Here is a 13171-nt window from a genome sequence, read left to right on the forward strand (position 1 = left end):
TTTTATTTTCGTTATTAAATATCTTAAAAAAAATATGTGAAATTTTAGCTTGATAATTTTAATTTTTTCTAAAAAATATAGTTTAATTATATTAATGTGATAAAAATGTTAAATAATATTAAAGTATTCTTAAAAACATTTGTTGTAGACTATTAAATAACATACTTTTGGCAAGTTAATAATTACTAACACAGTAGAAAGTAATAATTAAAATTAACACTAATTATGATCTTAAGAGGCTTTTTAATTAAAGTCTCTTTTATTTTCTAATTAAACTTCATTTGAAAATAAATCAACAATAGGGCGAGGATTTTTTCTTTTTATTTGTATTAGCCAATAAAAAAATATTCCAAAAACATTAGAAAAAATAATTGCTAATATCCAAAGTAATCGGTCATCATTTTTTGTAAGATTAGGATTTTTTAAAGCATGTACAATAAAAAATACAAAAGACACAATACCTATAAAAAAACTCATTAGTACTAAGAAGATAAATATAATTAAGTTTCCTAAAAAAGCTGTTAATAATGATTTTGAATTTCCTATGTGTCCTAATTGTGTATCAAGTGTATTAAACATAGAAAAAAATATTCCAAAATAGCTAAGTATAGCTAATAGAAATAAAGCTATTGGAACAATTGCTAAAATAGCTTGTAATTTTTTATTATTTATAAGAGAAGTTAAATCTCTATCAATCAGTAGATTTTTCATCATTCGAAAAATAATCTTTAATTTTTTTTGCTTTAGATTTCCCTATTAGATCGGTTAGTTCTAACAAAGATGCATTTTTTATTTTTTCTACCGACTTAAAATTTGTTAATAATTCTTTAATTGTTTGTGGGCCTATTCCTTCAATTTCTTCAAGCACAGAATTATAAGCATTTTTACTTCTGCGATTTCTATGTCGTGTAATTCCAAAACGGTGAGATTCGTCACGAACATGTTGTAGGACTTTTAATGTTTCAGAATTTTTATCTAAATACAATGGATAAGGATCATCAGGATAATAAATCTCTTCCAAACGTTTCGCAATTCCTATTACAGAAACTTTTCCTCGTAATCCAAGGCGATCAATTGATTTTAGAGCAGAACTTAATTGCCCTTTTCCTCCGTCAATTAATATAAGTTGAGGTAAAGGTTCTCCTTCTGCTAAAATACGAGTGTATCGTCTTTCAATAACTTCTTCCATTGTTGCAAAATCATTTGGACCTTCGACTGTTTTTACATTAAAAATTCGATAATCTTTTTTACTAGGTTTTCCGTTTTTGAAAACAACACACGCAGAAACAGGATTTGTTCCCTGAATGTTAGAATTATCAAAGCCTTCTATATGTCTTGGTTCTTCTGGTAGACGTAAATCAATTTTCATTTGATTCATAATACGATTGGTATGTCTATCAGGATCAACAATTTTTGTTTGCTTCAATTGTTCCAATCGATAAATTCTTGTGTTTTTTAAAGATAAATCTACAATATGTTTTTTATCTCCAATTTTAGGAACTGTAATTTTTCTGAATGGAATTTCGATGCTTAATTCAAAAGGAACATAAATTTCTTTAGAATTTAAATTGAATCTATCAGAGAAATCAATAATTGCGCGTTCTAAAATATCTTCATCTGTTTCGTCCAATTTCTTTTTCCATTCTTCTGTATGTGATTGAATAATAGAACCATGATATATTTTCATGAAATTGACATAAGCATATTCTTCGTCAGAAGAAACAGAAAACACATCAACATTTGATATTGTTGGAGAAACAATGGTAGAACGAGCTTGATAATTTTGTAAAGCTTCAATTTTTTCTTTAATAATTTGAGCTTTCTCAAATTTTAATTCCGAAGCATATTTAGTCATTTGATTAACTAAATACTGCTTTGCTTCATTAAATTCTCCTTTTATAATATTTCGTATAGCAGAAATTTGTTCAGCATATTCTTCCTCAGTTTGGTAACCTTCACAAGGACCTAAACAATTCCCTATATGATACTCTAAACAAACTTTATACTTATTATTTTCTATATTTTTTTCGCTCAAATCATAAGAACAAGTTCTTAATTGGTACAATTCTTTGATTAATCCCAATAAAACTTTCATTGTTTTGAGACTAGAATAGGGACCAAAATATTCTGAACCATCTTTGATTACATTTCGAGTAGAAAAAATACGAGGAAAACGCTCATTTTTGATACAAATCCAAGGATATGTTTTGTCATCTTTTAATAGAATGTTATAACGTGGTTGATACTCTTTAATTAAATTATTTTCCAGAAGCAAAGCATCATATTCCGAATTGACATTTATAGTTTCAATATTCTCTATGTTACTCACCAAAACACGTAGGCGCTTAGAATCATGTTGTTTATTAAAATAAGAACTTACACGACGCTTTAAGTTTTTTGCTTTACCAATATATAATAAATCACCTTTTTTATTATAATATTGATAAACCCCTGGTGTTTCTGGTAAACTGGCTAATTTTAATTTTATAGTATCATTCATTAATCTCTACGACATTTATTTTTTGCTGAGCATCATCTATATATATTAATAATTTAGATTTGATTGTATAACCTAAATTTCTAAAAAAATCTGCATAACGATTAACTTGAAAATGATGATCTAATTCTGGTTGACCTGTTTTATAATCAATAATAGAACAATAATTATCCTTGTCAATTACTACACGATCGGCTCTAAAAACTTGCCCGTTTTCATCAATAAAATCTCGTTCATTAAGAACCGTTAAATCATCAGCAAAGTAAGGTGCTAATTTAGGTTCTTGTAATAGATTTTGCAAAGTTTTTTCTAAATGTCCCACATTCTCTAAAGAAATAGAACCTTTTTGTTTTTCAATTTCTATCACTTTATGCAAATCATGTGCTTTATTTACTTGTGATAGAATAGAGTGAACAGTATTCCCAAATTCTGTAAACTTTAGTTTTTCTTGTGCTCTTTCAGAGTTTGTATTAATCACTAAACGTGTATTCCAATCAGAAGAATAAAGTTTTAGTTCAGAAGAAGAATTTTTCTTATTTTTTATTTCTGATACACGTTTTGGAGATCCCTTCAGAATAATTTCATCACCAGAAAATCCTTTAGAAAAAGCAAAATCATGAAGATAATTAGCAATTGATCTTGATGTAGATTTTTCTTTTGGTTTCTGAGCCATCAAATATAATTGTTCCTTGGCACGAGTTGTAGCAACATATAATGTGTTGATTTCATCGAGCTGAACTAGATTTTCTTCTTTATCTATTTCATGTTTAATTTTTTCATTTTTTGTTGATTTTAATTCTTTATTAATTCCAACATAAAATGTATCAAAAGGTGTTTCTTCATTTTTTTCTAAAGGAATCCAGATTTTAGAATTTTTACTTTGCCAATCTAAAAATGGAAGAATAACAATTGGAAACTCTAAACCTTTTGATTTATGAATTGTCATAATTTGTATTGCATCAACACCTTTTGGAGTTTTTATACTCGCTTTATCTTTTATGGTATCCCAAAATTCTAAGAACGAATTAAGATCAGATTCATTTCGAGAAGAATAATCTAAAATAACATCTAAGAAACTTAATATGTAAGCAGGAGATCTTTCCTCTAAAGAAAGTGTACGGATTGCTTTTTCAGTAAAATCATACAGAGATAAGTTTTGATCTTTTATAAAATTAATGTCAATCCCTAAGGCTTTTGTTTGTTGAATAAATTTATTTAAACCTCCTTTCAGTGCATTTTCTACAGTAATTGTTAAATCTTCTGTTTGGAAAAGTTGTAATTCATAAGCAACCATTAAGAAACGAACTTTTGATTGATCGTCTATCGGATTGGCTGTAATTTTGAAAAGATAATGTATAAGTTGTATTTCAAATGAATTTTTTAAGAGTAAAGCTTCATTAGAAATCACCACTAAATTATTTTCTGTTAAGTGTTTTGCTAATAAAATACCTTGTGCATTATTTCTTACTAAAATAGCAATATCACTTAGCGTAAAACCATTTTCTAAACATTCATGAATAGTTTTGAGAACTAATTCTAAATTTTGTTCTTTAAATAAATCTTTAGATCGTCCTTCTTGTTCAATGAAATTTAATTTTACAAAACCATCTTTTTGATGATTTGTTAATTGATTATTTCCAATTTCGTATAAATTTTGAAATTTTGGTAAATTTAAACTCGGAGCAATAAAAGTATATAATTCATTATTGAATTGGATAATATTTTCATGACTTCGCCAGTTTTTATCTAATTCTTCAACACTAATTTTTTCATCTTCTTTATTTTCTATTAAGTCAATCATTTGCATAGGGTTTCCTCCACGCCAACGATAAATAGATTGTTTAGCATCACCAACCAACATAATTGTATCAGATTGTGCTCTTGCATTTTCTATTAAAGGATCTAGATTATTCCATTGTAAAGATGATGTATCTTGAAATTCGTCAATAAAATAATGATTGTATCGCGAACCAATTCTTTCGTAAATGAAATTAGCAGGTTGTTCTTGTAAATTTTTACTAATAATGGTATTGAATTCATTAATCAATAAAACATTTGAATCTTTTTTTATTGAATCTAACGATTTTTCAACTTCATTAATTAGTGATATAGATGATATATTTTTCTGAATAGAAGTAAATAATACTAAATAATCATTAATTGTTCCTGCTTTAATAAATAATTCTTTAATCTCAGGAAAAATAGCTTCAGCTGTAGCATCTTTTACTTTATCCAAATAAATACCTTCCTCAATTTCTTTAGTATTAGAATCACTTGGTAAAATTAATCCAGAACCGTCATAATTTTTTAACTTATTGAAAAAACTATATATACCTCTCGTTTTATTTGGTAATTCATTTACGGAAATACCATTTTTTGAAAGTAATTCAAAAAATTCTTCCCCAATAAGTACTAAACCATTTTTTAGGTCTTTTATATTTTGATAAATTGTATCTCTGTAGCGAATAAATTCATCTAAAGAAACTTTTTTCAGTTTTTCTAAATCTTGTAAATGTTTATCATTTGATATATCATTCGTATCCTCAGATAGTGCTTTTCTAATGTCCCAAGATTTATTATCATCCATATTATCTAGCGCAATTTTTATCATGGTTTGCGTAAGTTTTTCATCTTCACCGATTTTAGAATAAAGTAAATCGACAGATTCAGAGATAATTTCGTTGGTATTCATTTCAACATCAAAATTCATTGATAATCCTAAATCTTGTGCAAAAGATTTCATTAATCTTAGGTTGAATTTATCAATGGTTGAAATAGAAAATTTAGAATAATTATGTAGGATAGCTATGAGTATATGATGAGCTTTCGTTTTTATTATTTCAGGTTTTAAATTCAGTTCGTTCGATAAATCTAAGATGTATGCATCTTCTTTTGGATTTGTTGTATTTGCGATTTCTTCTAATTTTTCTACAATACGTTCTTTCATCTCTCCTGCAGCTTTATTGGTAAATGTTATTGCCAATATATGCTCGAAATGATAATCGCTTTCGTTGATTAGTAATAATGAAATAAATTCTTTTACTAATGTATAAGTTTTACCTGCACCAGCTGATGCATTGTAAATTTTGAAATCGCCTGCTTGTAACAATGTTCTGAATTTTTATGAAAGTTAAACAATCTTCTCAAATATAGAAAATGAAAATGCCAAAACATGACGCATAAAAAAGTTGTTATATTTTTTGATTGCAATAGGGATTGCAGTGGAAATCCTTTCCTAATTAAATATATTTTGATTTCTGCTAAATAATTAGAAAAGATTGAAACATAAAGCCCGCTGCGTAGCGATTGCCCAATTTATTTAATAAAAAAAGATTAAAAAATAATCTTTAACCTTTTCTATATTTTATTTTGCTGCTTCAAATTCTGAAATGTGATGTGCAATTTTTATTAATTTATTATCTTTATCTACTAACAATAAAGTGGGAGTAGATTCAACACCAAATTGTTCTACAATTGGAGAATCCCAACGTAATAAATCTGTATAATTGTACCATGAAAAATCTTTGATTGCTTTATCAAATTCGTTTTTATCATAATCTAAAGATATAGCAACGATTTCTCCTCCTTTTGCTTTAAATTCTTTATAATATTCTTTGATATATGGAATTTCTTGTTGGCAAGCAGGGCACCAAGAAGCCCAAAAAACTATTAATTTCTGGTTTGCTTTGATATCATATAAAGATTTCTTCCCTTTAATAGCTTGATCGAAAGTTATATTAGGAACTTTGGTACCTATTTTTATACTAGATGATTGTCCAACTTTCTTTTTCAATTGATCAGTAATTTTACATGTCAATCCATTTACTTTATCGACATATTTTTTGTGAAAATTTGGGTATTGATCAGCTGGTACAAAGTTTAGAATTGTTGTTAGAACATTTTGTCCTCTTGTTGTCTGTATATCTGTTTTATTAAGAATATTATCAGTTGCTAAAATAAGATTGTTTTCTATATCTTTTCCTCCAGCTTTTGAAATACTAGAATTGATATAGGCAAAAACTAAATCACTAAATAAGCCAGATTGCTCTAATTTTTCGTCATCATTTACAAAATGTTTTATGATATTTTCTTCTAATTGAGGATCTGTATTATTTTGAGCTTTTTGTTTTAATTCTTTTAGACTATTAATGTAGCTAACTAAAGGAGTGAATTTAGTATTGTTTTTTATAGAATTAATGCGCTTGTCTTCTTTAATCATTGCAACATAGAATTCATCAGTAGGTTTGTACATTTGCATTAAGTATGGAAATACTTGTGCTTGTACATCATTTAAAGGTTGTAATTCTTCTGCTTTAACTAAATCTTTTTGAGCATCACCTTCTATAACAGTTAAATTTTTAGCAAAATCTTGTCCTGTTGTTGTTTTAAACTCAATGTTTTTATTATCTGTTAATAGCGCAACGTTTTCTCCAGTAGGTAAATCAACACGTACTATTCCAGTATATTCTTTTGGGACATTAGCAGAAAAATTTCCTTGATTATCTGTTTTTGTATTTTTTAGTAATTTAAGCTCTGCATTATCATATATTTTTACAAGAACAGTTTTTTCTGGGTAATTTTCAAATTGTCCTGAAACTGTAAATTGTCCAAATGCTGAACTCCCTAAAACTAAAACTGGGAGTATATATTTATTTTTCATTTTTGGTTTGTTTTTGTAGTATAAAAAAACCTCAATCAATTTGATTGAGGTTTTAAATTTAAGAATTTATTTTTGAATAAGTTTTCTTTGTTTATAAGAATATATACCTGCTATTGTAACTGCTGTAATAATTAACACAGGTAAATAACCATCAATTGGTGTTCCTGGATTACCAGGTGTATTTGTATTAGGGTCAGTTGGAGTTGGAATACAATCAGGATCTTCAGGATCACAATCTTGAGCAAAAACATTTACATTTATTACACAAAAAGAAATTAATAGTAAATAGAATTTTAAAGAATTTTTCATAGGTGTTATTTTTTGATTATTTTCTTGGTTACTGTTTTACCATTCTTGTATGTAATTTTTACAACGTAAATAGACGAAATATTATTTAAATTCAATTGATAATCTGAACTTGTTGTAACAGCATTCTTAGATAATATTTTACGTCCAGTTAAATCAAATACATCTATATCTGCAGTAGTATTAGACTGTTCAAATTTAACAAATTGATAATTGTTATCTGTGTATATAAACGTAGAATTTATATTGTTTATATTATTTAGACTAGGTTTCTGCTTCCAATATAATTCATATTGGTCATATGTTTTAGAATTAGCAATGAAATTGATTTTAGATTCAGAATTAATTTCTGTAACATTATTTTTAACTTTATCTAATAAATAATAATTACCAGTACTAAAATTTTTAACTTTATTTAAAATAGATTTTTCAAAAAATCTCAAATTAATTGTATATTCCTGACCTTCAATTAGATTATTGAAACCAATTTTAATAGGTTTTCCAATATAATCATCTGAGTTAAATTGATTAAATAATGTTTCTGATTCTAAGATTATAGATCCATCTTTGTTTTCTTCATGTAAGAAAATAGGATTATATGTAAAAGATTCCTCAAGATTATCTCCAGTTTTATAAAAACTAGAATTAACTAAATATATTGCATCACCTTGGGAGTTTTCTTCATTAAATAATGATAATTCTAATTGAGTAAAATCATTACCAGCAATTAAACCTTTAGATTCAATAATGTCTTCATTAGAATTATTAGCACTATTTCTAGAATAAACACCAGTTGTATTATTTTTGTATTTATATTCATTCTCAAATGTTTTTTGAGAGTCAGAAATGTTAAAATTAGCTTTTACCAAATTACTATTTCCATTTCTTGCTTTAATCATTGTGTAATAATCAATTTCAAAGTATTCGAAAGGCTTTATTATTAAAGCATCTGGATTTCCTGCCCAAAAATATGGTGTAGATTGATTTGTTCCTTTTTGTAAATAAACACTAATTCGAGTGATGTTAGGATTACTACCTCCATTTTCGATATTCCAATTAGAATTATTACTAGTTAGTTTATTTAATTTAAATTTTATTGCTGTAGGATCAAAAGTTTGTGTAGGACTTTTGACTACTCCATCAATTATAAACTTAATCCATGAATTATCTATAGATATATCACTCAAGTCTAAATTAGAAGTAAATGGATTAGAAAACCTATGTAAATTTTTTCCATATCTAGCATTTGTATCAGCGACATTGTTTCCTAAGTAAGAAACGTATTTTTCATTATAATTATTTAAAAGATTTTTCCAGTTACCCCATGTTAATTCAGAGAATTGAGACTCAGATTTATTAACAATTCCACTTTCTATATTATCTAATATAAGATTTTTATTATTAGGTTTACCATAGGTACTAAATTTATTACTAGAAGAAATATTAATAAGAAAATTTCTAAATTCACCATTTCTAGTATTTATAATATAATTACTACCAGGAATGATTTTACTACCTAGAGGTACATGGTCATATTCTGTTTCATGTATATCCCACAATAATAAAGTTTCATTATATCTATTAGTACCGCAATTTTGATTAACTTTACAATCACCTTTAAATGTACTATTAGAACCAGTTATATTATTTATAATATCTTCTATATTATCATCTTGAAAAGGTAATCCGAAGTCATAATACTCACCTTTTGTAGCATCAAAATTAGGTCTTTCGATTGTTATCTTACCTGTTACATCTCCCACATCGTTAATTTTTAATTGGGCATAAGAATTTGTACTGATATATCTATTAACAAAGTTTTTACCTGTAGTATTAGCGTTTGAAAAGTTACCTTCAATTTGTATATTACCTTCATTAATGATTTTTTCTGTTGTAGCAGTTGTATTAGTTGTATTTACAGCTACAGCTCCTCCATTATAGAATAAAGTATTAGGATTCACTTTTACAACAACAGCGTCATTAATATAGGTATCTTGTGCATAAGTAGTACTAAATATTCCACTTAATGCAAATAAAGCAAGTAGATTCTTTTTCATAATTATATGTTGTTTTTTTTAGTTAGTTGTTAGTAGTATTAATTATAATTAATACTACTAGTTACAAATATATGATTTTTTTTAAAAAGTTATAATACAGTTGATTATATTATTACTTTTTCTGGTAAATCTTTAATGTTATACATGAAATCTGTAAAAATTTCTTCTGTTACAGCTCTTAAACCACGTGCTCCTAAACCTAATTCATCAGCTCTATCAACAATTTTATTTAATGTTTCATCAGTAACAATAAGTTCTTTATTATCTAGTTCAAATAATTTAGTATATTGCTTAATTAATGAATTTTTTGGTTCAGTTAGGATAGCTCTCATAGCTTCTTTATCTAAAGCTTTTAGATAAGTTATAATAGGTAAACGACCAATTAATTCAGGTATAATACCAAAATTTTTCAAATCTTGAGCATTAACTTCATCTAAAAGATTTTCTATTTCTTTATGATCCTCATTTTTGAAACCTATAACATGTTTCTTTAAACGATCAGCAATATGTTTTTCTATACCTGAAAATGCTCCACCAGCTATAAATAAAATATCTTTTGTATTAACTTCTATGAATTTTTGGTCTGGATGTTTACGTCCTCCTTTCGGTGGTACATTAACTATTGTACCTTCTAAAATTTTTAATAGAGCTTGTTGTACACCTTCTCCTGAAACATCTCTTGTAATAGAAGGGTTATCACTTTTTCTTGCAATTTTATCAACTTCATCGATAAATACAATTCCTTTCTCTGCTAATTCTAAGTTATAATCAGCTGCTTGTAATAAACGAGTAAGAATACTTTCAACATCTTCTCCAACATATCCTGCTTCAGTAAGTACAGTTGCATCAACTATAGCAAAAGGTACGTTTAATAACTTTGCAATTGTTTTAGCTAATAGAGTTTTCCCACTTCCTGTTTCTCCTACTAAAATAACGTTAGATTTATCAATTTCTACTTCGTTATCACGATCTAGTAATATTCTTTTATAATGATTGTAAACAGCAACAGATAATATTTTTTTTGCTTGATCTTGTCCAATTACGTATTCATCAAGAAATTCTTTAATTTCTTTAGGTGATTTTAATGCTAATGGTTTTATTAAATCATTATTATCTTTGAACTTAGATTCTTCTAAAACTATACCATGAGCTTGTTCAATACAATTATCGCAAATATTACCGTCTATACCTGATACTAAAATATTTACTTCGTTTCTGCTTTTTCCGCAAAAAGAGCACTTATTTTCTTCCAATTTTCTATACTTAATTAAGATGCAAAGGTATTTATTTTCTTTTAGATAGAAAATATTTATTTGTTAATTTCTATCAGTATAAATTATGGTAAAATAAAGGATTAAATTATCCTATTTTAGACTATTGTTTTTTATGCTTCATTCTTATGATTTTACAAATTTTTAAGTATTTGTAAACGAAAAAAAGGATACTCAAAATTTTGAGTATCCTTTTTTTGTATTTGTATTGAATTTAAAATTATTTACGAGGCAATAAAACTTCGTCAATCATTCCATATTCTTTTGCTTCTGTAGACGTCATCCAGTAATCACGTTCACCATCTTTTTCGATTTGCTCGAAAGTTTGACCAGAATGAGTTGCAAGAATATCATATAATTCTTTTTTCAATTTCAAGATTTCCTTCAATGTAATTTCCATATCAGTTGCTTGTCCTTGAGCTCCTCCTAAAGGTTGGTGAATCATCACGCGAGAATGTTTAAGTGCCGAACGTTTTCCTGCTGCACCTGCACACAATAAAACTGCTCCCATAGAAGCTGCCATTCCTGTACAAATTGTTGCAACGTCAGGTTTTACTAACTGCATTGTGTCGTAAATTCCTAATCCTGCATAAACACCACCACCTGGTGAGTTAACATAAATCTGAATGTCTTTTGTTGCATCCACACTTTCTAAGAACAATAATTGCGCTTGAATAATATTGGCAATTTGATCATCGATACCTGTTCCTAAAAAGATGATTCTGTCCATCATCAAACGAGAGAAAACGTCCATTTGTGCAACGTTCAATTTTCTTTCTTCAACGATGTAAGGCGTTGTATTTTGGATGTAACTCTCCATATGTAAAGAGCTAATTCCTTTGTCTAACAGCGCATATTTTTTAAATTCTTCTCCTACGTTTTTCATTATTAAATTTAGATTTTAAATGAAAGGTATAAAGAATTTTTTAGAAGTGATTAAGCTTCTGCTAATTCTTTATTTTTTTCTGTAATAATGTCAACAAACTCGTCAAATGTTACTTCTTTCTCGTTCAATTTTACATTGTTTTTGAAGATGTCTAACATTTTGTCTGTAAACACTTGGTATGATAAACGGTTGTATTCTTCTTGATTCTGTAAAGCAGACATTGCAATTTGTTGTAATGTTTCTTCTGGAATAGAAGTTTGACCGTACATTTTTAATTGATCTTTGATTGCAGCAAAAGCAGCTTCTTTTACTTCCTCAGCATTTACTTCTACATTGTTAACTTCAGCAATTTTAGCTTCGATTAATTGGTAACGTAAACCTTTGTCCATTTTTACCAATTCTTCTTTCGCTTGCTCTTCAGAAGTTACATTTTCGTTAGAAGTGATTAACCATTTTGTTAAAAATTCTGTTGGTAAATCAAATTGAACTGTATCTAATAATTTAGCTACAACATCATTGATAATTTGTTTGTCAGATTCTTTGTTGTACATGTTTTCTGACTCTTCTTTGATTTTGTTACGGAATGCTTCTTCTGAATCTACAGTTCCTTCTCCGTATACTTTATCAAATAATTCTTGATTGATCTCTGATTTTTCAGTTTTGTTGATTTCTTTAATTGTATAAGTAACTTTTATACCTTCTTCAGAAACTTCTGCATTTAATTCTTGAGCAGCTTCTTCAGCTGTATCAAAAATATCATTTGTATTTACTTCAACAACATCACCAACTTTTTTACCAATAAAAGCAGATGCATCTTTTAAATCTTCTAGACGAACAAAAGTCGCTTTAGCTTCTTCTTGTCCTTCAACTTTAGCATCAACTTTTAAAACAGCTTCAGCTTCAGCTTCAGCTAAAGATTTTAATGATCCAAAACGAGCAGCAAAATTATCTACATATTTTTGAACTTCTTCGTCAGCAACTTTTACTTTATAGTTTTCAATTTCTATTTTAGATAAATCTACATCAAATTCAGGTGCTAAACCTAACTCAAAGTCAAAGTTTAATTGGTCAGCATTCCAATCAATATCTTTGATTACAGGAACTGGATTCCCTAAAATTGATAATTTTTCTGTATTAATATAATCAGAAACACTTTTTTGTAATAAATCATTTACAGTATCAAAAATTACAGCTTGTTCGTATTGTTTTTTAACAAAACTCATAGGAACTTGACCTTTACGGAATCCTTTGATATCTGCTGTTTTTCTGTATTGGTTTAATACTTCAACTACTTTTTCTTGATAATCTGCCTTGTCAACAGTTACAGTTAATACTGCGCTTAAATCTCCTGTTGTATTTTTAGTAATATTCATCTACCTTAATTTGGGTGCAAATGTATAAAATTTTAAATTATTTTTAATAGAAGAAAATGAAAAGTTAAGCATTTCATTTTCTATAATTTAGTTAAAAACTTAAATTTTATAAATGTTTTAT

General features: G+C 27.2%; 9 protein-coding genes. All 9 read right to left on the bottom strand.

Annotation, left to right across the window (positions count from 1 at the left end; translation table 11 throughout):
- Positions 1-270: 270 nt before the first annotated feature.
- The 9 genes from RT575_RS03845 to tig all read right to left on the bottom strand — a co-directional run bounded on the left by RT575_RS03845 (position 271) and on the right by tig (position 13050).
- The gene (locus tag RT575_RS03845; protein ID WP_313578945.1) at positions 271-714 is read right to left on the bottom strand and encodes a PLDc N-terminal domain-containing protein; all 444 of its coding nucleotides are present in this window, start codon (positions 712-714) and stop codon (positions 271-273) included.
- A complete protein-coding gene (gene uvrC, locus RT575_RS03850; protein ID WP_313578947.1) occupies positions 692-2500 on the bottom strand; it encodes an excinuclease ABC subunit UvrC in 1809 nt (602 codons plus the stop codon). The genes RT575_RS03845 and uvrC overlap by 23 nt, the downstream gene beginning before the upstream one ends.
- On the bottom strand, positions 2493-5606 hold the full coding sequence (locus tag RT575_RS03855; protein ID WP_313578948.1) for a UvrD-helicase domain-containing protein: 3114 nt from the start codon (positions 5604-5606) through the stop codon (positions 2493-2495). Before RT575_RS03855 ends, uvrC begins: the two co-directional genes overlap by 8 nt.
- A gap of 255 nt (positions 5607-5861) precedes the next feature.
- Positions 5862-7157: a TlpA disulfide reductase family protein gene (locus RT575_RS03860; RefSeq protein WP_313578950.1), complete on the bottom strand. Its 1296-nt coding sequence runs from the start codon at positions 7155-7157 to the stop codon at positions 5862-5864.
- Positions 7158-7223: 66 nt separating this feature from the next.
- The gene (locus RT575_RS03865; RefSeq protein ID WP_313578952.1) at positions 7224-7466 is read right to left on the bottom strand and encodes a hypothetical protein; all 243 of its coding nucleotides are present in this window, start codon (positions 7464-7466) and stop codon (positions 7224-7226) included.
- Between the two features lie 5 nt (positions 7467-7471).
- A complete protein-coding gene (locus tag RT575_RS03870) occupies positions 7472-9520 on the bottom strand; it encodes a T9SS sorting signal type C domain-containing protein (RefSeq protein ID WP_313578954.1) in 2049 nt (682 codons plus the stop codon).
- Positions 9521-9624: 104 nt separating this feature from the next.
- Positions 9625-10773: an ATP-dependent Clp protease ATP-binding subunit ClpX gene (gene clpX / locus RT575_RS03875; RefSeq protein WP_313578956.1), complete on the bottom strand. Its 1149-nt coding sequence runs from the start codon at positions 10771-10773 to the stop codon at positions 9625-9627.
- A gap of 238 nt (positions 10774-11011) precedes the next feature.
- Entirely contained in the window at positions 11012-11677 is a 666-nt protein-coding gene (clpP, locus tag RT575_RS03880; RefSeq protein WP_115001487.1) for an ATP-dependent Clp endopeptidase proteolytic subunit ClpP, read from the bottom strand.
- A 50-nt stretch (positions 11678-11727) separates the two neighbouring features.
- Complete coding sequence (tig, locus tag RT575_RS03885) at positions 11728-13050, bottom strand: trigger factor (RefSeq protein WP_313578958.1); 1323 nt, start codon at positions 13048-13050, stop codon at positions 11728-11730.
- Positions 13051-13171: the final 121 nt, after the last annotated feature.

Source organism: Chishuiella sp. (genome assembly GCF_032109125.1).
Lineage (GTDB): Bacteria > Bacteroidota > Bacteroidia > Flavobacteriales > Weeksellaceae > Empedobacter.

Coding starts and splice junctions, on each gene's coding strand:
- uvrC (WP_313578947.1), bottom strand. CDS start 2,500: ATGAATGATACTATAAAATTAAAATTAGCCAGTTTACCAGAAACACCA.
- clpP (WP_115001487.1), bottom strand. CDS start 11,677: ATGAAAAACGTAGGAGAAGAATTTAAAAAATATGCGCTGTTAGACAAA.
- RT575_RS03870 (WP_313578954.1), bottom strand. CDS start 9,520: ATGAAAAAGAATCTACTTGCTTTATTTGCATTAAGTGGAATATTTAGT.
- RT575_RS03845 (WP_313578945.1), bottom strand. CDS start 714: ATGATGAAAAATCTACTGATTGATAGAGATTTAACTTCTCTTATAAAT.
- RT575_RS03865 (WP_313578952.1), bottom strand. CDS start 7,466: ATGAAAAATTCTTTAAAATTCTATTTACTATTAATTTCTTTTTGTGTA.
- RT575_RS03860 (WP_313578950.1), bottom strand. CDS start 7,157: ATGAAAAATAAATATATACTCCCAGTTTTAGTTTTAGGGAGTTCAGCA.
- tig (WP_313578958.1), bottom strand. CDS start 13,050: ATGAATATTACTAAAAATACAACAGGAGATTTAAGCGCAGTATTAACT.